This is a genomic window from Streptomyces sp. WMMB 714 (genome assembly GCF_900090125.1).
Taxonomy (GTDB): Bacteria; Actinomycetota; Actinomycetes; order Streptomycetales; family Streptomycetaceae; genus Streptomyces; species Streptomyces daqingensis.
Window position 1 is genome coordinate 198802 of record NZ_FMHJ01000002.1, and the last position, 23274, is coordinate 222075.

Annotated in this window: 21 protein-coding genes and 1 riboswitch; of the genes, 9 read left to right on the top strand and 12 right to left on the bottom strand. The window is 70.6% G+C overall.

Annotated elements, in window-relative coordinates; translation table 11 throughout:
• Positions 1-274 precede the first annotated feature (274 nt).
• Positions 275-1540, bottom strand: coding sequence for an extracellular solute-binding protein (locus tag H181DRAFT_RS03605; protein WP_045862722.1), 1266 nt, complete (start codon positions 1538-1540; stop codon positions 275-277).
• 339 nt (positions 1541-1879) lie between these two features.
• On the opposite strand from H181DRAFT_RS03605, the gene H181DRAFT_RS03610 reads away from it, so the two are divergent.
• The 6 genes from H181DRAFT_RS03610 to H181DRAFT_RS03635 all read left to right on the top strand — a co-directional run bounded on the left by H181DRAFT_RS03610 (position 1880) and on the right by H181DRAFT_RS03635 (position 9275).
• Positions 1880-2665, top strand: coding sequence for a GntR family transcriptional regulator (locus H181DRAFT_RS03610; RefSeq protein WP_045862723.1), 786 nt, complete (start codon positions 1880-1882; stop codon positions 2663-2665).
• A gap of 249 nt (positions 2666-2914) precedes the next feature.
• Positions 2915-3184 (top strand): DUF3311 domain-containing protein, encoded by a 270-nt coding sequence (locus H181DRAFT_RS03615; RefSeq protein ID WP_045862724.1) that lies wholly within the window; start codon positions 2915-2917, stop codon positions 3182-3184.
• Positions 3181-4803, top strand: a complete 1623-nt coding sequence (gene mctP, locus H181DRAFT_RS03620) for a monocarboxylate uptake permease MctP (protein WP_107068674.1) — start codon at positions 3181-3183, stop codon at positions 4801-4803. The genes H181DRAFT_RS03615 and mctP overlap by 4 nt, the downstream gene beginning before the upstream one ends.
• A gap of 78 nt (positions 4804-4881) precedes the next feature.
• Positions 4882-5394: a GNAT family N-acetyltransferase gene (locus tag H181DRAFT_RS03625; RefSeq protein ID WP_045862725.1), complete on the top strand. Its 513-nt coding sequence runs from the start codon at positions 4882-4884 to the stop codon at positions 5392-5394.
• 58 nt (positions 5395-5452) lie between these two features.
• A riboswitch (cobalamin riboswitch) is annotated at positions 5453-5613 on the top strand.
• Positions 5614-5823: 210 nt separating this feature from the next.
• The gene (locus H181DRAFT_RS03630; RefSeq protein WP_254666708.1) at positions 5824-8217 is read left to right on the top strand and encodes a ribonucleoside-diphosphate reductase subunit alpha; all 2394 of its coding nucleotides are present in this window, start codon (positions 5824-5826) and stop codon (positions 8215-8217) included.
• The gene (locus H181DRAFT_RS03635) at positions 8214-9275 is read left to right on the top strand and encodes a ribonucleotide-diphosphate reductase subunit beta (protein ID WP_045862726.1); all 1062 of its coding nucleotides are present in this window, start codon (positions 8214-8216) and stop codon (positions 9273-9275) included. Before H181DRAFT_RS03630 ends, H181DRAFT_RS03635 begins: the two co-directional genes overlap by 4 nt.
• A 127-nt stretch (positions 9276-9402) precedes the next feature.
• Here the strand turns inward: H181DRAFT_RS03635 and H181DRAFT_RS03640 are convergent, their stop codons facing one another.
• The 10 genes from H181DRAFT_RS03640 to H181DRAFT_RS03685 form a co-directional block, all read right to left on the bottom strand.
• Positions 9403-9933, bottom strand: a complete 531-nt coding sequence (locus H181DRAFT_RS03640) for a hypothetical protein (protein ID WP_045862727.1) — start codon at positions 9931-9933, stop codon at positions 9403-9405.
• Positions 9934-9977: 44 nt separating this feature from the next.
• Complete coding sequence (locus H181DRAFT_RS03645) at positions 9978-10730, bottom strand: D-Ala-D-Ala carboxypeptidase family metallohydrolase (protein WP_045862728.1); 753 nt, start codon at positions 10728-10730, stop codon at positions 9978-9980.
• 216 nt (positions 10731-10946) lie between these two features.
• Positions 10947-11585: a peptide deformylase gene (gene def / locus H181DRAFT_RS03650; RefSeq protein WP_045862729.1), complete on the bottom strand. Its 639-nt coding sequence runs from the start codon at positions 11583-11585 to the stop codon at positions 10947-10949.
• A 188-nt stretch (positions 11586-11773) separates the two neighbouring features.
• Positions 11774-12772: a tetratricopeptide repeat domain-containing protein gene (locus tag H181DRAFT_RS03655; protein WP_045862730.1), complete on the bottom strand. Its 999-nt coding sequence runs from the start codon at positions 12770-12772 to the stop codon at positions 11774-11776.
• 174 nt (positions 12773-12946) lie between these two features.
• Positions 12947-14191: an HD-GYP domain-containing protein gene (locus H181DRAFT_RS03660; RefSeq protein WP_045862731.1), complete on the bottom strand. Its 1245-nt coding sequence runs from the start codon at positions 14189-14191 to the stop codon at positions 12947-12949.
• Positions 14188-15825, bottom strand: a complete 1638-nt coding sequence (locus H181DRAFT_RS03665) for an HD-GYP domain-containing protein (protein WP_078895465.1) — start codon at positions 15823-15825, stop codon at positions 14188-14190. Before H181DRAFT_RS03665 ends, H181DRAFT_RS03660 begins: the two co-directional genes overlap by 4 nt.
• Before the next feature lie 295 nt (positions 15826-16120).
• Positions 16121-16534, bottom strand: coding sequence for a mycothiol system anti-sigma-R factor (gene rsrA / locus H181DRAFT_RS03670; protein ID WP_045862732.1), 414 nt, complete (start codon positions 16532-16534; stop codon positions 16121-16123).
• Positions 16531-17346, bottom strand: coding sequence for a sigma-70 family RNA polymerase sigma factor (locus tag H181DRAFT_RS03675; protein ID WP_074467692.1), 816 nt, complete (start codon positions 17344-17346; stop codon positions 16531-16533). The genes rsrA and H181DRAFT_RS03675 overlap by 4 nt, the downstream gene beginning before the upstream one ends.
• A 193-nt stretch (positions 17347-17539) precedes the next feature.
• Entirely contained in the window at positions 17540-18181 is a 642-nt protein-coding gene (locus H181DRAFT_RS03680; RefSeq protein WP_045862734.1) for an alpha/beta hydrolase family protein, read from the bottom strand.
• A gap of 132 nt (positions 18182-18313) precedes the next feature.
• Positions 18314-19132 carry an SOS response-associated peptidase gene (locus H181DRAFT_RS03685; protein WP_045862735.1) on the bottom strand — a complete coding sequence of 273 codons (819 nt, stop codon included), beginning with the start codon at positions 19130-19132 and terminating at the stop codon, positions 18314-18316.
• A 117-nt stretch (positions 19133-19249) separates the two neighbouring features.
• On the opposite strand from H181DRAFT_RS03685, the gene H181DRAFT_RS03690 reads away from it, so the two are divergent.
• The 3 genes from H181DRAFT_RS03690 (at position 19250) to rsgA (ending at position 22475) form a co-directional block, all read left to right on the top strand.
• Positions 19250-19963 carry a M50 family metallopeptidase gene (locus H181DRAFT_RS03690; protein WP_045862736.1) on the top strand — a complete coding sequence of 238 codons (714 nt, stop codon included), beginning with the start codon at positions 19250-19252 and terminating at the stop codon, positions 19961-19963.
• A gap of 121 nt (positions 19964-20084) precedes the next feature.
• Positions 20085-21452, top strand: coding sequence for a 3-phosphoshikimate 1-carboxyvinyltransferase (gene aroA, locus H181DRAFT_RS03695; RefSeq protein ID WP_045862737.1), 1368 nt, complete (start codon positions 20085-20087; stop codon positions 21450-21452).
• Positions 21453-21464: 12 nt separating this feature from the next.
• Positions 21465-22475 (top strand): ribosome small subunit-dependent GTPase A, encoded by a 1011-nt coding sequence (gene rsgA, locus H181DRAFT_RS03700; RefSeq protein ID WP_045862738.1) that lies wholly within the window; start codon positions 21465-21467, stop codon positions 22473-22475.
• Between the two features lie 104 nt (positions 22476-22579).
• On the opposite strand, the gene H181DRAFT_RS03705 is transcribed toward rsgA, so the two are convergent.
• Positions 22580-23170, bottom strand: coding sequence for a TetR/AcrR family transcriptional regulator (locus H181DRAFT_RS03705; RefSeq protein WP_045862739.1), 591 nt, complete (start codon positions 23168-23170; stop codon positions 22580-22582).
• Positions 23171-23274 lie beyond the last annotated feature (104 nt).

The following is a 23274-nucleotide window of genomic DNA, read 5'->3' on the forward strand; positions in this document are numbered from 1 at the left end:
CCAGCTCGCGTGGTCGAAGTGCGCCCGGCTGTCCGCCTGCCGGGGCTGCTCGTTCGTACGGCCGTTCCGACCGGACGTCTCGACCGGACGTTCCGGGCTTGCGTTCCGGGCTCGGACACCTGGCGGTCGCGCCCCGCGCGCGGGTCCCGTCGAGCGGGGGCGCGGATGCGCGGGGCGTCGGGCGAGGCGGGCGGTCGCGCCGTCCCCTCCGACGGCGCGACCGCGACAGGCTCGGCGGACGGAGCCGGCCGGAGGTCCGTGCTCCGCCCCGCCGTCACTGCTCCTGGGAGAGCCGCTTGTTGATCTCCTGCTCGACCGACTCGGCGGCCTCGGCGTGCGGCGTGCCCTTGAGCACCGCCGTCATGTAGCGCTTCACCGGGTTCGGCGGGTTCTCCACGGCGGCCCACTGCGGGATCAGCGGTGTGAGCCCCCCGCCGGCCACCGCGGGTGCCGCCGCCTCGGCCGCGGGATTGCCCTCGACCTGCTTCTGGAGCGACGCCTTGTTCGGGATCACGCCGCCCTCCTCAGCGAGGGCGCCCTCGAACTTGTCGGACAGCGCGATCTTGAGGAATTCGCGGGCCAGTTCCTGCTTCTCGCTGCCGGCCGCGACGGCGAGGTTGGATCCGCCGAGGAAGACGCCCTCCGGCTTGTCCGGGCTCTCGCCGGGGATCGTGAAGTATCCGATGTCCTTCTCGATCTTCGGGTTGGCCTCCACGGCCGTCCCGGCCTCCCAGCCCAGTCCGATGAACGCGCCGGTCTCCCCCTTGGCGAAGACCTCCGCCTGCTGGGGAGTCGCCTCGTCCTTGTCCTTGGGAGCGTCGGAGTAGGAGGCGTACTTCGCGTAGAGCTTCATGGCCTCGCCGACCTCGGGGGCCGACAGGTTGGAGACCCACTTGCCGCCCTGCTTCCTGACCAGGCCGGCGTCCTTCCCGATGAGCAGGCCGTCGAAGAAGTACCAGTTCTGGCCGGGCAGATAGAGCGGTTCCGCGTCGGTCTTCTTCTCTATCGCGTCCAGCGCGTCGAAGAACTCCGCCCGCGTCCTGGGCGTTCCCTCCAGCCCCGCCTCGGCCCAGATCCTCTTGTTGTAGATGACGGTGCGGTTGACCGTGTACCAAGGGGCCGCGTACTGCTTCCCGCCGTAGACGGCGGACTTGTTGACGGATTCCGTCCAGTCCGCCCCGATGCTCTTCTTCAGGTCGCCGAGGTCGGCGAGACCGCCCGTCTTCGCGTACGCCGGCGTCTGGGTGTTCCCCACCTCGATGACGTCCGGCGGATCGGACTCGGACAGCGCGGTGGTGATCTTCTGCTGGATACCGTTCCACTGCTGGACTTCGAGCTTGAGCTTGGCGCCGGTCTTCTTCTCGAAGGCCGCTCTGACGTCCTTCTCCCACTGCTTCGGGGTCGAGCCGTCCATCGCCCACAACGTGAGCGTCTGGCCCTCGAAGCCGTCCGCCGCGGACTCCGCGGGCCCGGATCCGCAGGCCGTAACAGCCGTCAGCAGAGCGGCGGTTGCGGTCGCGGCCATGAGTCGTCGCTTCACAGCATCCTCCTGGAACGGCCTTGACGTGAGATGATGGGGTAATGGTTTAGACCAGTTCGCAGCTTGGCCTAGACCTATACGGGTGTCAACGGTGGAGAAGACCCGCGGCCGGTTCCGTTATCGGAACGACATCTGAGCGGGGCGACCCCGTTCACCCGCGGTCATGCCACGATGTGAGCCCCGAAGTGGAAGCAGAGCCGAGGACACGCGCCGGGATGTGACCCGGCCTGTTCCGGCAGCCGAAGCCCGAACGGGAGCCGGGTGCGAGGCGTTCAGCACGGTCCGCGTACACGGAGGAAGCCGGAGACGGCAGCACGAGGAGAGGCGGGGAGTCGAGCGATGAGCACGGACGGGGGCGCGGTCGCAGCCGCGGCAGAGCCGGAGTCGGGAAGCGGCAACGGCGGCGCGCGGACCGCACGCGTGCCCAAGTACTACCGGCTCAAGCGGCATCTGCTCGAGATGACGGAGACCATGCCGCCCGGTACCCCCGTCCCTCCGGAGCGGACGCTGGCCACGGAGTTCGACACTTCGCGCACGACCGTCCGGCAGGCCCTTCAGGAACTCGTCGTCGAAGGGCGGCTGGAGCGCATCCAGGGCAAGGGCACGTTCGTCGCGAAGCCCAAGGTCTCCCAGGCGCTGCAACTCACCTCCTACACCGAGGACATGCGCGCCCAGGGCCTGGAACCGACCTCCCAGCTGCTCGACATCGGCTACGTCACCGCCGACGACCGCCTCGCCGCCGCGCTCGACATACCGGCGGGCGGGCGCGTACTGCGCATCGAACGCCTGCGGCTCGCGAGCGGCGAGCCGATGGCCATCGAGACCACGCACCTCTCGCAGCGGCGCTTCCCCGCCCTGCGCCGCAGCCTCGTGAAGTACACCTCGCTCTACACGGCCCTCGCCGAGGTCTACGGCATCCACCTCGCGGAGGCGGAGGAGACCATCGAGACCTCGCTCGCCACCCCGCGGGAGGCCGGACTGCTGGGCACGGACGTGGGGCTGCCGATGCTGATGCTCTCCCGGCACTCCCTCGACACGGAGGGTGAGCCCGTGGAGTGGGTCCGCTCGGTGTACCGCGGCGACCGGTACAAGTTCGTCGCCAACCTGCAGCGGCCACAGGACTGACGGCGGCGCCCGGCACCCCGGCCGGGGCTCCGCCGGCGCGGGAAGCGCGTCCCCGCACAGCGGCGACCGTCACACCCGGGGGCCCGACGGACCCAGGGCGCACCCCTGCCCCACGAGGGGGCGCCCCCGCCGGCGCGTGAAACAAAAGGTGCTGTTCCGTTATCCGTGCAGGTAGTGACGGGGACCGAACCGTTCGTTTAGATTTCCTGCGCGTCTCGACAGGAGATAACCGACGGACGGAGCCCCGGCATGCCAGCGCCACCCGAACCACCAGAGAACGAGTCGCCCGTCATCACGCCGACGCGGGTCGTCATCGGGCTGTGCCTGCTCCTACCGTTCGTCGCGATGCTGTGGGTCGGCTCCTACGCCCGGATCGAACCCACCTTCATCGGGCTGCCCTTCTTCTACTGGTACCAGATGCTGTGGGTGCCGGTGTCCGCCGTGCTGACCATGGTCGCGTACCGGCTCGTCAAGCGTGAGGACGCCAAGCGGCGCGCGGCGCGAGGGGGCGACGCGTGATGAGCGGAGTGAACGTCACCGCACTGGTGGTCTTCGTCTTCTTCTTCGTCCTCGTCACCGCCATGGGCTTTCTCGCGGCCCGCTGGCGCAAGGCGGAGAACAGCAACAGCCTCGACGAATGGGGCCTGGGCGGCCGGAGCTTCGGCACCTGGGTCACGTGGTTCCTGCTCGGCGGCGACCTCTACACGGCGTACACGTTCGTGGCGGTTCCGGCAGCCATCTACGCGGCGGGGGCGGCCGGCTTCTTCGCCGTCCCGTACACGATCCTCGTCTACCCCCTGATCTTCACGTTCCTGCCGCGGCTCTGGTCGGTCTCGCACCGCCACGGCTACGTGACGACCTCCGACTTCGTGCGCGGACGGTTCGGCTCCAAGGGGCTCTCGCTCGCCGTCGCGGTCACCGGCATCCTCGCCACGATGCCGTACATCGCGCTGCAACTGGTGGGCATCCAGGCCGTCCTGGACGTGATGGGCGTCGGCGGCAGCGAGTCGACGCACTGGTTCCTCAAGGACCTGCCGCTGCTGATCGCCTTCGGCGTGCTGGCGGCCTACACCTACTCATCGGGGCTGCGCGCTCCCGCGCTGATCGCGTTCGTCAAGGACACGCTCATCTACATCGTCATCGCGGTGGCGATCATCTACATCCCCATCAAGCTCGGGGGCTTCGACGACATCTTCGCCAAGGCCGGCGAGGCGCTGTCGCAGACCAACCCGGCGACAGGCAAGCCGAAGGGCGAACTGTTCAGCGGCCCCAACAACCAGTGGGCCTACGCCACCCTGGCGTTCGGCTCCGCGCTGGCGCTGTTCATGTATCCCCACTCGATCACGGCGACGCTCTCCAGCGGCAGCCGCAACGTGATCCGCAGGAACACCACGATCCTGCCGCTGTACTCGCTGATGCTCGGCCTGCTGGCGCTGCTCGGATTCATGGCGATCGCCGCCGGGATCAAGCTGAAGAACGGGCAGCTCGCTATCCCCCAGCTCTTCGAGAACATGTTCCCGGACTGGTTCGCGGGGGTCGCCTTCGCGGCCATCGGCATCGGCGCGCTCGTACCGGCGGCGATCATGTCCATCGCGGCGGCGAACCTCTTCACCCGGAACATCTACAAGGACTTCATCAGGCCCGACGCGACACCCGCGCAGGAGACGTCCGTCTCGAAGGTGGTCTCGCTCCTGGTGAAGGTCGGTGCGCTGGTCTTCGTCCTGGGCATGGACAAGACGGTGGCGATCAACTTCCAGCTTCTCGGGGGCATCTGGATACTCCAGACGTTCCCCGCGCTGGTGGGCGGTCTCTTCACCCGCTGGTTCCACCGCTGGGCTCTGCTCGCCGGCTGGGCCGTCGGCATGATCTACGGAACGGTGACGGCGTACAACGTCTCGTCCCCCGTCCAGAAGCACTTCGGCGGCTCCAACGAGATCATCCCGGGCATCGGGCAGATGGGCTACATCGGCCTGACCGCCTTCGTGCTGAACGCGGTGGTGACCGTCGTCCTGACCCTCGTGCTGCGGGCGGCGAAGGCGCCCGACGGCGTCGACGAGACGCAGCCCTCCGACTACACGGCGGACGCCGGAGACCCGGGCGTCAAGGAGGAGTTGCCCGCCCCGACGGCGGCGCCCTGAGCCTCCGGGCACCGCTGACCACGTCGGGACAGCAGCCCGCCGGCGGCAATCGCCGGCGGGCTGCGGCATGCTCGTCACATGGACATCACGATCAGAGCCGTACTCGACCACGAGGTGGAAGAGGTCGGTGAACTCACAGCGCAGGCGTATCTCCGGGACGACCTGCTCGATTCCGGCGAGACGGACGCGTACCTGTCCGTCCTGCGCGACGTCCGGCACCGCTCCGCCCACGCGGAGGTCCTGGTAGCCGTCGACGGCGGCTCCGGAGCGCTGCTGGGCACCGTGACCTACGCGGGCCACGGCGGCGAGTACGCGGAGATCGCGCGGCCGGGAGAGGGCGAGTTCCGGATGCTGGCCGTACGCCCCGAGGGCCGCAACCGCGGCATCGGCGAGGCCATGGTGCGGGGCTGCGTCGACAGGGCGCGCGCCGGCCGCCTGGAACGCCTCGTCCTCTCCAGCCACCCGGCGATGCACGCAGCGCACCGTCTCTACGGGCGGCTGGGGTTCGTCCGCACTCCCGAGAGGGACTGGGAACCGCATCCGGAGCTGTACCCCGGTCTGCGCCTGATCACGTTCGCCCTGGACCTGTGAGGCGAGACCGAACCTCAGACCAACCCCCTGTCGGGTACTAGATATAGGGCCTGCTCGCGAAGCGCGCCACAACATGTATGCTCGTCCCCGCTGCCGCACAGGGGAATCCGGTGCAAGTCCGGAACTGTCCCGCAACGGTGTGCGATGTGCTGCCCCTGCCCTCGGGCTGTCGGGCAGCACTCGCGAGTCCGAATGCCTGTCCGGCTGCTTCGAAGACGTCCGGGTCCCGAGGGATGGGCCGGTGGACGCTGCGTGGCGCGCCCTCAGCCGACGGCGTGACGCCCGCACGCGCCTGCCGCGCACCTCCCTCGAGATCCTCGTCGTACCACCGAGCGAGGGAGAGCCCGTCCCGTGACCATCGCACCCGCCGGCCCGGACACCTCGGCCGGCACCGCCGGTCCCGAACGTCCGCACACACCGGAAACCGCGCTGTTGCGCACCCTCACCCACCTCACCGCGGATCTGCCCGGCACGGACCCGGAGCGGATCGCCTCCGCCGCGCTGCGGGGACGCCAGAAGGGCGGCAGCCAGGCCGAGTTGCGCGGGCTGGCGATGGAGGAGGCCGCGGGCCTCATCGGCGAGGAACCCGCGTACTCGCGGCTCGCCTCCCGGCTGCTGACCCTGGCCGTGCGGGAGGAGGCCGCGTCGCAGGGCTGCGTGTCCTTCTCCGCGTCCGTCGCCACCGGCCACCGGGAGGGCCTGATCGCCGACCGCACGGCCGCGTTCGTACGGGCCCACGCCGACCGGCTGGACACGCTGGCCGAACGGGCCGCGGCGGACGGCGCGGACGACCGGTTCGGTTACTTCGGCCTGCGAACGGTGTACTCGCGCTACCTGCTGCGCCACCCCACGAACCGTCAAGTGATCGAGACGGCCCAGCACTTCTTCCTGCGCGTGGCGTGCGGACTGGCCGCCGACGAGTCGGAGGAGGCCGTCGACGAGGTGGCGGAGCTGTATCGGCTGACCAGTTCGCTGGCCTACCTCCCCTCCTCCCCCACGCTCTTCAACTCGGGCACCAGGCACGCCCAGATGTCGTCCTGCTACCTGCTGGACTCGCCGCTGGACGAGCTCGACTCGATCTACCAGCGCTATCAGGAGGTGGCCCGCCTCTCGAAGCACGCCGGGGGCATCGGCCTCTCCTACTCCCGTATCCGCGCACGCGGTTCGCTCATCCGGGGGACGAACGGGCACTCCGGCGGCATCGTCCCCTTCCTGCGGACCCTCGACGCCTCCGTCGCCGCCGTCAACCAGGGCGGCCGGCGCAAGGGCGCCGCCTGCGTCTACCTCGAGACCTGGCACGCCGACATCGAGGAGTTCCTCGAACTGCGCGACAACACCGGCGAGGAAGCCCGCCGCACCCACAACCTCAACCTCGCCCACTGGATCCCCGACGAGTTCATGCGGCGGGTCGAGGCGGACGGTCAGTGGTCGCTCTTCTCCCCCTCGGAGACGCCCGAACTCGTGGACCTGTGGGGCGAGGAGTTCGAGGCCGCGTACCGGAAGGCGGAGGCGGAGGAGCGCTTCGTGCGGCAGGTGCCCGCCCGGCAGCTGTACGCGCGGATGATGCGCACCCTCGCGCAGACCGGCAACGGCTGGATGACGTTCAAGGACACCGCGAACCGGACCGCGAACCAGACGGCCGAGCCGGGCGGCATCGTCCACTCCTCGAACCTCTGCACCGAGATCCTGGAGGTCACCGACGACTCCGAGACGGCCGTGTGCAACCTGGGTTCCGTCAACCTCGCCGCGCACCTCACCCCCGGGGGCGCGGACGGTGGGACCGCCTGGACGGTGGACTGGGAGCGCCTGGACGCCACCGTCCGCACGGCCGTGACCTTCCTCGACCGCGTTGTCGACATCAACTTCTATCCGACCGAACAGGCCGGCCGCTCCAACTCCCGCTGGCGTCCCGTCGGTCTGGGCCTGATGGGGCTCCAGGACGTCTTCTTCCGCATGCGGCTGCCGTTCGACTCCGACGAGGCCCGCGCGCTCTCGGCCCGCATCTCCGAGCGGATCATGCTCACGGCGTACGAGACCAGCGCGGGGCTCGCCGAACGTCACGGCCCGCACCCTGCCTGGACCCGGACCCGCACCGCTCGCGGCGTGCTGCATCCCGATCACTACCCGGAGGCGCAGAAGGGGTCCGCGTGGCCGGAGCGCTGGACCGCGCTGCGCGCCCGTATCGCGAGGACGGGGATGCGCAACTCCCTGCTGCTGGCCGTCGCCCCCACGGCCACCATCGCGGCGATCGCCGGCGTGTACGAGTGCATCGAGCCGCAGGTCTCCAACCTCTTCAAACGGGAGACGCTCAGCGGTGAGTTCCTGCAGGTGAACGCCTATCTCGTGGAGGAGCTGAAGCGGCTCGGCCTGTGGGACGAGCGTGCCCGCGAGGCGCTGCGCGAATCGAACGGCTCCGTGCAGGACATGCGGCAACTGCCCGACGAGGTCCGCTCGCTGTACCGGACGGCGTGGGAGCTGCCCCAGCGCGCCCTCATCGACATGGCCGCCGCCCGCACCCCGTACATCGACCAGGGCCAGTCGCTGAACCTCTTCATGGCGGCGCCCACGATCAACAAGCTCAGCTCGATGTACGCCTACGCCTGGAAGCGCGGCATCAAGACCACGTACTACCTGCGGTCCCGTCCGGCGACGCGCATCGCCCGCGCCGCCGGCTCGTCGGCCGACTCCCGGCTCCCCGTGCCGCGGACGGAGCCGGCCGTGCCGGACACGGCGGAGACCGGCGCCGCCGGCCCCGCCACGGCGACGGACGAAGCCGCCGCCTGCTCCCTCGAGAACCCCGAGACCTGTGAGGCCTGCCAGTGACCACCGACACCGCGAACGCGTCCGCCCCCGGCACCCGGCACGCGAACCTGCTCGACCCCGGGTTCGAACTGACGCTGCGCCCCATGCGCTACCCGCTCTTCTACGACCGCTACCGCGACGCCATCAAGAACACCTGGACCGTGGAGGAAGTGGATCTCCACTCGGACGTCGCCGACCTCGCCAAGCTGTCCCCCGGCGAGCAGCACATGATCAGCCGGCTCGTCGCGTTCTTCGCCACGGGTGACTCGATCGTGGCCAACAACCTCGTGCTCTCCCTGTACAAGCACATCAACTCCCCCGAGGCGCGGCTGTACCTCTCGCGGCAGCTGTTCGAGGAGGCGGTGCACGTCCAGTTCTATCTGACGCTGCTGGACACGTACTTGCCCGACGTCGACGAGCGGGCGGAAGCCTTCGCGGCGGTGGAGAACATCCCGTCCATCAGGGAGAAGGCGCAGTTCTGCTTCCGCTGGATGGCGGCGATGGAAGGCGGTGAGGGCGCGGAGCGCATCGACGAGCTGCGGAGCAGGTCCGACCGCAGGAAGTTCCTGCTGAACCTGATCTGCTTCGCCGCCTGCATCGAAGGGCTGTTCTTCTACGGCGCGTTCGCCTACGTCTACTGGTTCCGCTCGCGGGGACTGCTGCACGGCCTGGCCACGGGCACCAACTGGGTCTTCCGCGACGAGTCGATGCACATGTCCTTCGCCTTCGACGTCGTCGACACCGTTCGGGAGGAGGAGCCCGAACTCTTCGACGCGGAGCTGGAGAAGGAGGTCACGGCGATGCTGGAGGAGGCCGTCGAGGCGGAGCTCCAGTTCGCCCGCGACCTGTGCGGCGAGGGGCTGCCGGGCATGAACACCGCGTCCATGGAGGAGTACCTGCGGGCGGTCGCCGACCAGCGGCTGCTGCGGCTGGGCTTCCCGGCCCGCTACGGCGCGAGCAACCCGTTCTCGTTCATGGAGCTGCAGAACGTGCAGGAACTGACCAACTTCTTCGAGCGGCGCGCCTCGGCGTACCAGGTCGCCGTGGAGGGGTCGGTCTCCTTCGACGACGAGTTCTGAACCGTCCGTACGCGGAGGGGACTCCGCCGTAGCGGAAGGGCCGCACGCGGAGGACGCCCGCACGCGGAGGGGGCCGCGCTTCCCGCGCGGCCCCCTCTTCATGCTCCGTGTCGCGTGCTGCCCGGGGTCAGCCCTTGCCGCCCTTGAAGCAGCCACCGCAGTTGTGGAACGTCACGTCCCAGTGGTTGCTCTCGTCGAAGTAGATGTTCCCCGAGCCCGACTGCCACTTGTTTCCACCGATGGAGGTGAAGGTGTTCTTGATGTAGCTGGTCAGGCAGCTCGACATGGCGAAGTCCAGCTTGTAGCCGTTCCAGTGGCTGTACTGGCCGTCCGCGTGGCCCGTCTCGGTTCCGCCCGTGACGGTCAGGGCGCAGCCGCTGGCGCCCTTGAGCGTGATGGCACCGTCGATCGACGCCGAGTTGACCTGCTCCAGCGAGGTGCACGTCGGGTTGTTCCGGTCCGAGCAGCCGCCGCTGGAGCGGATGCCGATCCCGGCGTTGTCCAGCTTGGCCTTGGCCGCGGAGTGGCTCATCTTGGCGAGGGCGCCGGTGTCCTTGGGCTCCGCGGTCGTGGCCTCGGCGACGTACGCCGTGGAGAAGATGGCGAGCGCCATCGCCGAAGCGCCGACAGTCGCGCGCAGCGCGATCTTTCTGTTCATGGGGGGTTGGGTCCTTCCTGCAATGAAGAGGAGCGGGTGGGGTTTCAGGAGACGCCGCAGTCCGGCGCGTTCCAGAACTTGTCGGACCGGTGCGCCACGTGCGTGTGGTCGTCGTGGTCGGGGTAGCCCGGGCCGAGGATCTCGAAGAAGCCGCGGTTGGTCGATTCCTTGGCGAGCGTGCACAGGGAGTGGGGCGAGACACCGAGGTCGGCGGCGTCACCGTAGAGGTGACGGCTCGTGGCGGAGCCGCCGGCCTGGTCGTTGCACGCCTTGGAGCGGAAACCGCTGGTGACCCTGATCGGCTGGTCGCCCAGCGCGTGACGCAGGGCCTCGAGCTTCCACATGGTGCGCAGAGCGTTCGCCTTGGCCTCCGCCGCGCTGACGGCTCCGCCGCTCCAGTCGGAGTTGCAGTTGTTCAGCTCGGCGTAGTCGAAGTGCACCGGCGTGCAGTCGTCGTCCTGGAGGTCGACGATCTTCTGCAGCGTGGCCTCGTTGGCGACACCGTCCGCCCCCAGCCCGTATGCCTGCTGGAACCGGGTCACGGCGGCCTTGGTCGCGGGCCCGAACTGCCCGTCGACCTCGAGTACCGCACCGCTCTCGGCGTATCCGGAGATCCTGATCTGCAGCTGGGTGACGTCATCGCCGGAAGCGCCCTCGGAGAGGGCGCGGTCCCAGGTGAAACACCCGTCGGCTGCCTTGATCTGCGGGCCGGTGCTCGCGCTGGCAACGGAACCCACGAGGACGGCTGCCGCGACCATGACAAGTGCCAGCACGGTTCTGACCGTACTTCTGGGCATACGTATGCCTCCATAAGTGAGGGGAGCAACACCAGAGCCTGTCGTGACATGGAGTGGGCGTCAACAAGTGGCAGGAAATGCCAATGGACAAGGCCACTGAATCCGAGGCTTCACAAGCAGAGGGCCGCCGCCCGACGCGGATGCGAAGGGCGGCGGCCGACTGCCGTGCGGTGAGAGGCGGGAGCCGCGGCGGCGGCCCGAACCCCCGCTCGCCGCCTACGTGTTCGGCACCGTCTCGTACCTGGGAGTGCCCTCTGCCATCTGACGCAGGGCGTCCTTGCGCTCCCGCTTCGACAGCCGGTCGATGTAGAGGTAGCCGTAGAGGTGGTCCGTCTCGTGCTGGAGGCAGCGGGCGAAGTAGCCGGTGCCTTCGACGGCGATCGGCTTGCCCTGGGCGTCCTGCCCGCGCACGACCGCGTAGTCCGGGCGCGCGAGCGACTCGTACGCGCCGGGAACCGACAGGCAGCCCTCGTTCGAGTCGTCCAGGCTGCGGCGCTCCGCCGGGAGTTCGTCGAGAACCGGGTTGCACACCGCACCGACGTGCCGCACGCCGTCGTCGTCCATGCAGTCGTAGACGAAGACCTTCAGGTCGACGCCGATCTGGTTCGCGGCGAGGCCGACGCCCTCCGCGGCCCGCTGGCTCGCGAACATGTCGTCGATGAGTGAGGCCAGCTCGTCGTCGAAGGACGTGACGTCCTTGCACTCCTTGTGCAGCACCGGATTGCCGACGACGGTGATCGGACGGGCGGTGCCGCGCTCGCGGTGAGCGTTCTCACGCGCCTCGCAGTCCCTGGTGTCGTCCACGAACTCCACAGGGGTGCGCTCCTCGCTGATCTCCTGCTGCTGTTGCGCCATTCCGCCGTTTGCCTTCCTTGCCACCTGCTCGCCACACGATCGTCGCCCTACAGCCTAGCCGGGCCTCCCGGGGTGCCTCCCGCGTCACCGAGCCGCCGCGGGCCGGGGCGGAGCCGCGCGGCGCCACACGACGGAGCGAGTGGGAGGCCGGACCACTGCCGCGGCGGCGTCAGACCTTCCGGACCGCGTCAGCAGACCTCTTCGAGATCGCGCCACTCACGGCTGTCGGGACTGTCCGCGACCCAGCTGTCCAGCAGTCCGCGCACCAGCCCGCCGGGTGCCGCGAGGCCGCACTCCCGCTCCGGCACCCACACGTCGCCCGGGCCGCCCGGCGTCATGTGCCCCAACGGGCCCGGATGGCCGGGGGAACTGTGATCATGCGGATCCATGTGCGCATGCCCGTCGCCGTCGTCGACGGGCATGCGGCTCTCCGAGCAGGTACGGCACAGCAGCCGCACCGAACTCGACCAGTCCTCCGCCGCGAAACCGGCGTCCGCGGCCAGCCGCTCCAGCGCGTCCCGGTCGGCCTCCGTCGCCGCCTGGAGCAGCACGACCCACGTCGGAACCGGAGAGGGCGCCCACAGTTCGATCTCGTCGAAGACGGGGAACGTCGGGCCGCTGCTCGTGGCGCGTTCGCCGTGGGGCACGCCGTCGTGGAGCACCACCTCGCCCCACCGCCGCCCGGACGACGGGAGGGGGATGCTCTGGATCTCCATGCGCGCCGGATCGATACGCCTGCCCCACACGACTTCGGCCTCGCCCTCGGGCGAGAGCCGCACCGCCGCGCTGCCCAGCTGCATACCGGCGGGTTCCGCGACCGCTGCGCTCTGCGTCCCCCCGGGGACGCGGAGGCCGTACGCCTCCCACGCGCGCCTGGCGAGCGGCCAGTCCTGGAGGGCCGTGGCGGCGATGCCCACGTTCCACCAGTCGGGGGCTCCGGCCTGGCGCTCCAGCAGTGCGACCGCGCGGAGCCCGGCAGTGCGCGCCTGCTCCCAGTCGTGCCGGAACTTGTGCAGCAGCGCGAGGTTGAACCAGGACTCCGACAGCCAAGGCTCCAGATCGGCGGCCTGCGTGAGCAAGGCGTCGGCATCCTCGTAACGCCCGTCGCCGATGAGCGCGAAGGCACGGTCCGTCGCCTGCCGCCACGAGGCGGAGGGCCGGTGCCGAACCTTGCCGAAGATCCTCACGATGTTCCCGCCTGATTCCCGCCTGTTGACCGGCTGCCGCCTGCTCTCGTTCCTGCTGCCGATGCGCTGCCCGTCCGACGTTCACGCACTGTGTGCACTGGCTGTGCGCCCTTTTCGCAGTTCCCCTCTCGCATCCAACCATGCCCGTACGGGGGCCTGCTCACTACCCGGGAGTCACGCCTCGGGGCCCCGCGCCACCACGCGTGACAGCGCCTCCACGACGCGTGATTCGTAGTCATGTGCACCCCCCAGCCTGAGCCGCTCCAGCGCGCGCAACGAACTCTCCATGTCAGCCTTCCCGGCCACCATGTCCTCGTACGCGTTGACCGTGCGGACGATACGAGCCGTGAGCGGCTGGTCACGGAAAGGATCGGCCTGCCGTTCCACCACGACGGCGACTTCGGAGGCCACTCCGGTCTGCCGTACGACCGCACCTCCCAGCAGTGCGATCCGCCGCTGCAGATCCGTATCGAGGTGTGCCGTCGCTCCGTCCTCGACGGGGTCGACGAGCGAGAGCTGGCCGATGTCGTGCATCAGCGCGGCGTACTCCAGGACAGTGAGATCCGGCTCGATCAGGCCCAGCTCACGCCCCACCGCGCAACTGAGCGCTGCGACCCTGCGCGCGTGCCCGTGCGGTGTGTAGCCGGCCACCTCCGTGGCCCGGGCGAGCGAGGCGATGGTCTGCCGGTAGGTCTCCCGTACAGAGGAGTAGCGGCGGAAGGAGAACTGCGTGAGCAGCAGCGGAACGCAGAAGACCGGCAGGGCCCACAAGCCCCCGACGGACACCGCCAGTGCGATGACGGCCCCGGTGGCGGCGATCGCCGGGCCGATGCCCACACGTGCACGCAACTGCCCGCGCAGCAGCGCCCCCAGCGGCCATCCGGTGCGCTCCGCGGCGAACATCGCCGCGAGCACCGCGTCGCACAGCCCCGTGAGGAGCGTGACCGCGAGCAGCCAGAGGGCGTAGTACGGGCCCTCACCTACCCACTCCCCCAACGCGCCCGTGCTGTACAGCGGTTGGAAGCAGGTGGCGGCGAATCCGACGGTGAGTACGCCGCGCGCCGCGTGGTCGGGCGTGATGGTGGCACCCTTCGCCGCGCGTGGCACGAGTCCCGCCAGGGTCGCGATGATCATCACTGCGACGCACTGCAGCACGCCGGACCCGGCCGGTCTGCCGGCCACGTCGCCCAGCAGCGCGTAACCCAGGGCTCCCGCGGCGCCCAACGGAGCGCTGGAACGCACGACTCCGTCGTGGACACTGTCCGGCAGCCTCACGCGCAGTACCTCGCCGACGGCGATGATCGAGCCGAACGCGAGCGCCACGTACGGCTCTTGGAGGCCCCGCCACAGTGTGACGCCGAGCGCGGCGAGGACCAGCGCCGCCGCCGCGGCCCTGCACAGGACGGCCGCGTACCTCATGAGTGCGGCCGGGCGGGCCGGGTGGGTGCGGCACGGGGGCCCGAGCCCCAGGCCCCCGCATCACCGGAATCCGGATCCACGGAATCCGCACCGCCGGTCGCGGGGCCTCCGGCCTCCGGAGCACCGGGCGACTCGTCGGTAGTGCCCCGGGCAGTGCGCACGGTGTCCGTTCCGCTGCCCTCGGCCGTCTCCGCGCCGCCTTCGTCCACCTCCGTGCCGCCGCCCCCCGCGCGTCCGCGCGGCATCGTCACGCGGGCGCGGCCAGCCCCGACCGGCACCTGCTCACGAGCTGCCGGCACGTTTCCGCTCGGCCCGTCCGCGGTGACGGCCGGCGACCATCCCTGCCTGTCCAGCGCGCCCGCAAGCGCCCCCACCATGCGCGGATCGAACTGCGTGCCCGCGCACCGCCGCAGTTCCTCGACCGCCGCCTGCACGGGGCGCGCACGGCGGTAGCTCCGCGTCGACGTCATCGCGTCGAAGGCGTCGGCCACCGCGACGACCCGGGCGAACTCCGGGATCTCCGCCCCGGAGAGCCCGTACGGATACCCGCTGCCGTCCAGCCGCTCATGGTGGTGCAGGATCGCCGACCGCGCCTCCCCCAGGAAGCCGATACCGCGGACCATCTCGTGCCCGTACTCCGGGTGCAGTTCGATGACGTGGCGCTCCTCGTCGGTGAGGGGGCCGTCCTTGCGCAACAGCCGTGTGGGGACGCCGAGTTTGCCGATGTCGTGCAGGATGCCCGCGAAGCGCAGAGCCTCGGTGCGCTCCTCGTCCATCCCCAGCTCCCGCGCGATGAGCACCGACGCCCGGCCGACGCGCTCGCTGTGCCCCCGCGTGTAGCGGTCCTTGATGTCGACTGCCTGCACCAGCGCACGGATAGTGGACTGGTGAGCGCCCCGCTCCCGGTGGTACTGCGCGAAGACCCAGCAGCAGATGTACATGGGGAGCAGCACGAAGAACGCCGCCACAGGGCCGTACGAGCTGCGCCAGAGCACCGCCATCATCAGACCGACCAGGCCGTGCAGAAGGTGAGGCGGAGCCGCCCGCGCGAACTGGCCGCGCCACGCCGCCCGCAGCGCGCAGCGTTCGGCGGCCACGAGCACCGCACCGTCGAGGGCTGTGATGACGAGGCAGTACGTGAGCGCTGCGGCGGACGCCGACGTCAGCAGCGCCGGGAAGTCCGGCGCCCCCGGCTCGAACGTGCCGCCTGCCCGGAACGTCGCCGGGCCGGACAGGATGCCGTGGACGTGCGCCGCCGACCAGGCGGCGAGCGCCAGTTGAGCAGCATGCCAGCACCTCCGGGCAGCCGCATGACGGGGTTCGACGCGCCCGACGAGCGCCCCGGGCAGCGCCACGAGCGCGGCGGCGGCGGGCGGCAGCAGAAACGCTCCTGTCAGCAGGACGGGGAAGAACGCCCCCATGTTGCCCGGCACTTTGCGCCCCGTGAGCCTCATCAGAGGGCAGCGCGGGGCGTATTCACATGCCGCGTACAGCGCCGCGAGCGGCAGCAGGACGCTCAGCTCCACACCCGGGAAGCCACGCAGGGCGGGAAAGGCACACCACGCGGCAGCACCCACCGCGCACGCGATGAGCAAGCGCGCTGCACCCGGCAGCGCCACTCCCCCTGCACGCATTGTGCGACTCCTCCCCGTACCACGCCGGAAGGGGAGAATAGGACGAGCGGCGAGGGGGCGTGGGCGCCATTCCCGTATTGGCTCGCGGGGAAGCGGCGCGGCTCACACGTTCGAGTGATTTACATCGCGAAATCGTGGTGCCGAAGGCCCAATTCCCTTAGAGGAATGGCGAGTTGACCCCGACGCGACGCACTGCGCAACAGCGGCGACCGACGCCCTGGGGCGGCGTCCGGCACGTACGAGCATCAGAGCGGTCGAGCAGCCGTCCAGTCGGACTGTCCGGCTCGCTGCTCAGTCAGGCGAACTTCTTCCGGCCGCGGGCGGAGGAGTCGGCCGGCGACGACGTCTCCGGCGCGTGCAGGGCGTCCTGATCGTCCTTCTCAGCGGCACCGGCACGGCGCTCCGAGGCCTCGGCCTCCCCGGCCGCCGCCGCACCGTCCGAACCCGCGGCCTCGGCAGCGCGGATCAACTCGATCCGCCCCATCACCTTCGAACGCAGGTCGGAGGGGACGTCGTCGTGGCCGCAGCAGCGCTTGACGAGCTTCTTCACCTCCTGCTCCAAGCCGTACTTCTCCAGGCACGGCGAGCATTCGTCGAAGTGCTCCTTGAACTTCTCGCAGTCGCTGTCCGGCATCTCCCGGTCCAGGTACTCGTACAGGTGGTCCAGTACCTCAGAGCAGTCCGTCTCGTGCGGCTCTCCGCAACTCATGAGCCTGAGCCTTTCCCGTCGTGCGACCGCGCCGCGCCTGCCGGAGTCAGGCCCCGGTCACGCGCGTAGTCCTCCAACATGTCGCGCAGCTGCCGCCGCCCGCGGTGCAGCCGGGACATGACAGTGCCGATGGGCGTCCCCATGATGTCGGCGATCTCCTTGTACGCAAACCCCTCCACGTCCGCCAGGTAGACCGCGATGCGGAACTCCTCCGGAATGGCTTGAAGCGCTTCCTTCACATCGGAGTCCGGAAGGTGGTCGAGGGCCTGGGCCTCGGCCGAACGCAGCCCCGTCGACATGTGCGACTCGGCACGCGCCAGCTGCCAGTCCTCGATGTCCTCGGCGGCGCTGCGCTGGGGCTCGCGCTGCTTCTTCCGGTACGAGTTGATGAAGGTGTTCGTCAGGATCCGGTACAGCCAGGCCTTGAGGTTCGTGCCCTCACGGAACTGGTGGAAGGAGGCGTACGCCTTCGCGTACATCTCCTGGACGAGGTCCTCGGCGTCCGCCGGGTTCCGCGTCATGCGCAGCGCCGCCGAGTACATCTGGTCGAGGTAGTCCAGGGCGTCCCGTTCGAAACGCGCGCTGCGCTCCGCCTCGGTCTCCTGCCTGGCGCTCCCGCCGTCTTCGGTCCCGGTGACCGGACCCACCTCCTCCGGTGCTTCGGCGAGTCCCGTCGCGGACCCGCCCGAACCGGAGAATAGACGACGTTCCGCACCTCGCGCCGCCGGAGTCGTCGTACCGCCAGCGAGCGCGACCGTGGCCCAGTCCAGGTCAACGGCCTGCGGACGCTGCGGGCATGCGACAGATCCCATGACTGGCGGCTCCCTTTCTCGGTGACACTTCCAACGGTCGTGACAACACGGCGTACCCGCTCGGCATTCCCGGCCCGGACCCCCGGTCCCGGGCGGGATCACGAACCGGAGCGGGCGGCCGCGCTCAGCACGGGCGCCTACGGCCCTCAGCCCCGGGCAGCCGCGCTCAGCCCTGGGGCGTCAGCCCGGCAGCTCACCCGCGGGCGGACGCGAGGCCGAGCCCCGCCAGCCAGTCGCCGACCGACTCCGTGAGCAGGTCCAGCGCCTCCTCCTGGCCGACGGCCGCCCGCTTCGGGACCCGGAAGGAGTGGTCGCCCTCGGGCACCTCGGCGATCCGCGTCCCCTCGGGGAACTCGTCCGGATGCCCGAAGGGGTCGCGGCCGCCCTGCACCACCAGGGTCGGGAGCCCCGCCGCCGTCAGCTCCTCGGCGCGGGACTTCTCCGGCTTCCCCGGCGGGTGCAGCGGAAAGGACAGGGCGAGAACCGCCTGAGCACCCAGTTCGCTCCCCGTCCGGCACACGACCCGCGCCCCAGCGCTGCGCCCGCCGGCGACGACGGGCAGACCGGGCGCGCACAGGGCCGGCCACAGCGCTCGCCAGGCCGTGTCGAGCGTCTTGGGGGCCGGTGCGACTTTCTTCCCGGCCACGCGCCACGGCTGCTCGACCAGTGCGACGCCGACCTCGGACGGCGGGAGCGCCTGTGCCAGCGCCTGCAGGTCCTGTGCCTCGATCCCGCCGCCGGCCCCGTGCCCCAGGGCGAGCACTGACCGCGCGTTCTTCGCCGTGTGCCACGTGATGCGGGCGTCTCCTGCGGGGGTCTCCACGATCTCGCTCATGGGAGCATCCTGCCGCGAACCGCTGAGGCGGCGTGTGCGACTGTGCGTGGCGCCACCCGGCGAGGTGGCCGATGCACCGGCGGCACCCCAGAAGCCCGGGCTCCTCACAGAGCGAACCCTTCGGAAGCCCCCTCAGAAGAGGGTGCCGACCTCCGGCCCCGTCAGTTCGTGCAGGAGCTCGGGCCCGTTGTTCCGCACGTTGCTGACCTCTGTGGAGACGGGACAAGCGCGCATCGTCCCCGGCGGCGGCGGTTCGAGGAGCGCGCGCAGCTCCTCCTGCGAGCGGCGCGCCGGGTCCAGCCACGCGTCCCAGACCTCGGGCATCAGCATCAGCGGCATGCGGGGGTGGATCTCGGCCAGGGATTTCGGCCCGTCCTCCCCGCTGTCACCCGCCAGCGGCGCTGTCTCCGCGTCCGTCGTGACCACCGTGCAGGTCGTCCACCAGGCGTGCGGGTGGCCGTCGGGCAGCGTGCCGTCCCGCCAGAACTCGTACAGCCCGGCCATGGCCATCACGGAGCCGTCTGCCGGCGTGACGAAGTACGGCTGCTTCCGGGGACGCTTCCGCTTCCCCTCCTGCTCCAGCATCAACTCGTCCCGGGCCGTGCACCATTCGTAGTAGCCGTCGGCAGGGAGCAGGCAGCGCCGGGAGGCGAACGGCCGCCTGAAAGCGGGCTTCTCATGCACTGTCTCGGCACGCGCGTTGATCATCTTCGCGCCGAGGTCCGGGGACTGGGCCCAGGACGGCACGAGCCCCCACTTCAGCTTCCGCATCTGCCTCACGGGGCGGGGGTCGCCCGTGCCCTTCAGCGGACGGTCGATGACTGCGTGGACCTCTTTGGTCGGTGCCACGTTCCAGTCGGGGGCCAGCGCTTCCTGAGGCTCCCACTTCTCCACACCGAAAAGTGAGACAAGGTCCTCCGGTTTCCTGCTGGCTGCATACCGTCCGCACATAAGTGCCACACTGCCACGGCACTGACGGGCAGCGCTGCGCGTTCACGGAGAAGCACACGCCGCTGCGGGGGCGTTGTGAGGCGACGCACAGCAGGTTCGGGGAGGACTGGGAAATACATGGACACCACGAGCATCGCCGGGCTCTGGGACCGGGTCTTCGGTACGCAGCCCGACCCGAGCCAGTGGCTCGTCCTGATCACCGCGGCGATAGCCCTCGGCGCCGTACTGCCGCACGGCGTATGGCGCTTCTCGCGCAACGCGGTGACCATCGCCCACGAAGGAGGCCACGGTCTCGTCGCGGTCCTCTCCGGACGGCGGCTCGACGGCATCCGCCTGCACTCCGACACGTCCGGCCTGACGCTCTCCCGCGGCAAGCCGACAGGCATCGGCATGGTGCTCACCGCCGCCGCCGGCTACACAGCGCCCTCGCTGCTGGGGCTGGGCGGCGCCTGGCTGCTGGCCGCGAACCACATCACGCTGCTGCTGTGGAGCGCCACTGCCCTGCTGCTGCTCATGCTCGTGATGATCCGCAACGCCTACGGGGTCCTGACCGTCTTCCTGACGGGCGGCCTCTTCCTCCTCGTCAGCTGGCTGACGGAGCCCGAGGTCCAGGCGGCGTTCGCCTACGGCGCCGTGTGGTTCCTGCTCCTGGGAGGCGTCCGTCCCGTCTTCGAACTGCAGGGGAAACGCCGCCGCGGAGGAGCAGCGGACTCGGACGCGGACCAGCTCTCCAGGCTCACGCACGTCCCCGCAGTGGTCTGGCTCCTCTTCTTCCACGTCGTGACGCTCTGCTGCCTGACCGGCGGCGGACGCTGGCTGCTGGCCCTGTGACGCCCTGCGTCTGCGGAGGCGGAGGCGCGTGGCGGCCCGTGCCGCTGCGTCGCGTCCTGCCCTGGTGATGCGCGGTTTCCACCCGAAAGGGCGGACGAACCGAGCGACTAAAGTGAATCTCATGAGCGCGCACTCCTCCTCCGCCGACCTCTGGCCTGCACCGTCCGCGTCCGCCCCCGTCGACGCGACCGTCGCCGTTCCGGGGTCCAAGTCGGTCACCAACCGCGCTCTGGTGCTTGCGGCTCTTGCCGCCGGGCCGGGCCGGCTGCGCCGTCCACTCCGCTCGCGGGACACCCTGCTGATGGCGGACGCGGTACGCGCTCTGGGCGCCTCCGTGGAGGTCACCGGCCCCGGCGGGGCCGGTGAGTTCTGGGACGTCGCCCCTGCCGGGCTGCGCGGCCCGGCGACTGTCGACGTCGGCAACGCGGGCACGGTGATGCGCTTCCTGCCGCCGCTCGCCGCGCTCGCCGACGGCCCCGTCCGCTTCGACGGGGATCCGCGGTCCTACGAACGTCCGCTCCACGGCGTGATCGACGCCCTCCGCGCCCTGGGCGCCCGCGTCGAGGACGCCGGCCGCGGCCGTCTCCCGATGACCGTGCACGGCAGCGGCTCCCTGCCGGGCGGCAGCGTCGAGATCGACGCGTCGTCCTCCAGCCAGTTCGTCAGCGCGCTGCTGCTGTCCGGCCCCCGGTTCGACCAGGGCGTCGAGGTACGCCACACCGGCGGAACGCTGCCCTCCGTCCCGCACATCCGCATGACGGTCGACATGCTCCGCGCGGCAGGAGTGCGGGTCGACGCCCCCGAGGACGGCGGCGAGGCGGACGTCTGGCGCGTCGCCCCCGGCCCGCTGCGCGGGCGCGACCTGGTCGTCGAGCCGGACCTGTCCAACGCGCAGCCCTTCCTCGCGGCGGCCCTGGTCACCGGCGGCCGGGTCACCGTCCGCGACTGGCCGGAGCGGACGACGCAGCCCGGCGACGCCCTGCGGCGCATCTTCACCGAGATGGGCGGCTCGTGCGAACTGAGCGAACAGGGGCTGACGTTCACGGGCGGCGGGCGGATCCGCGGCCTGGACGCCGACCTCGGCGACGTGGGTGAACTCACCCCCGGCATCGCCGCCGTGGCCGCTCTCGCCGATTCCGAGTCGGTCCTGCGCGGCGTGGGCCACCTCCGCCTCCACGAGACCGACCGGCTGGCCGCGCTCACCAAGGAGATCAACGGCCTCGGCGGAGACGTCACGGAGACCGAGGACGGCCTGCGCATCCGCCCCCGCCCGCTGCACGGCGGCGTCTTCCACACCTACGACGACCACCGCCTCGCCACCGCCGGTGCGGTGCTCGGCCTCGCGGTCGAGGGCGTGGAGGTGGAGAACATCGCCACGACCGGCAAGACCATGCCGGACTTCCCCCGCCTGTGGGCGGACATGCTCGACGGACGGACGGCCGCGCACGGCGCCGGGCCCGGTGGCGAGCGCGTCGAAGAGAGAGCCTGAGAGGCTTCCGCGATGCGCCGCTACGGCAAGCACACCGACGAGGACGACATCCGCGTACGCCCCAACCGCAAGGGCACACGCCCGCGTACGCACAACCGCCCGAAGCACGAGGACGCGGCGGCGGGCATGGTGCTCACCGTCGACAGGGGCCGTCTGACGTGCCTCGTCGACGACCGCACGGTCACCGCGATGAAAGCGCGCGAACTGGGCCGCAAGGGCGTGGTGGTCGGCGATCGCGTCGCACTCGTCGGAGACCTCTCGGGCGCCAAGGACACCCTCGCGCGCATCGTGCGCGTGGAGAAGCGCACGTCGGTGCTGCGCCGTACGGCAGATGACAACGACCCGTTCGAACGCGTGGTCGTCGCCAACGCGGACCAGCTCGCCATCGTCACCGCCCTCGCCGATCCCGAGCCGCGCCCGCGCCTGATCGACCGCTGCCTGGTCGCCGCGTACGACTCGGGGCTGGAACCCCTGCTCGTTCTGACCAAGTCCGACCTGTCGCCCGCCGATCCGCTGCTGGAGAAGTACACGCCGCTCGGACTGCGCCACGTCGTCACCAGCCGCGCGGAGCTGGAGCAGGGCGAAGCGGCCGAGCGTGTACGGCAGTTGCTGTACGGGCGGACGACCGTCTTCGTCGGGCACAGCGGCGTGGGCAAGACGACCCTGGTGAACGCCCTGGTACCGGAGGAGCGCAGGCGCACCACGGGTCACGTCAACGCCGTCACGGGACGCGGCCGGCACACCACTACGTCAGCTCTCGCCCTCCCGCTGGCAGAGGAGGGAAGCTGGGTGATCGACACTCCGGGCGTGCGCTCGTTCGGACTGCACCACGTCGACCCTTCCCGTGTCATCGGCGCGTTCCCCGACCTCGAACCCGGCACCGCCGACTGCCCGCGGGCCTGCAGCCACGACGAACCGGACTGCGCCCTGGACCAGTGGGTGGCCGACGGCCACGCCGATCCGCAGCGCCTCTACTCACTGCGTCGGCTGCTGGAGACGCGCGAACAGGGCGAAGGAGACTGACCGAGGCACTGGCCGGCCGCCCGCGCACACAGAGGACTTGCAGACCGAGGTCTCGCGTACAGCGCCACGGACGCCGCGCGGACAGTGCGTCCCGGCAGGCACGGTCAGTGCGAGTCCGCCAGCAGCGCCCGTACGACGTCCCGCACCTGACGGAGCGCCTCCTCGTCTCCCCGCCCCGCGTGGGGCGCCACGACGAACGACAGCGCTATCCGCACCCCCGCCTCGCAGGCGCGGTTCAGCGTCGCCGCGTGGCCGTTGGGTGAGAGCGAGGACATCATGCGCTCGCACAGGGCCGCCGCGAGCCGTCCGGGCTCCGCGCCGTCCTCCGCGGATCCGTCTCCGCCGGTCCCCGGAGGAGGCATCCGCCCGCCCCAGCACCCCGTGAGAGCGGAACGCACGACGGGCTCGTCGCGGGCGGCACGCAGCATCCACGACGCCGCCCCCGCACACGACGCAGCGGGATCCTCCCCCCGGCCGGCTTCGGCGGCCGCCCGCGCGGCACCGTCGAGGAAACCTTCGACGAGCCGGTCCACCAGGGCCGCACCGAGGCCCTCCTTGGTGCCGAACTCGTTGTACAGCGTCTGCCGGGACACACCCGCGGCGGCGGCGACGTCCACCATCCGCACGCCCGGCCACGGCTGCGTTCCGACAGCCGCGTGTGCGGCCTCAAGCAGGGTCTCGCGTGCAGTAGGCATCATTGCCTCCGTGCCCGGCGGCTGGGGTGCCGGACAGAATTGACGGGCCGCCAGGCCCTGTCAAGACAGCGCGCACACTCCGTTCGGCCCGAATGGCCCGCAGT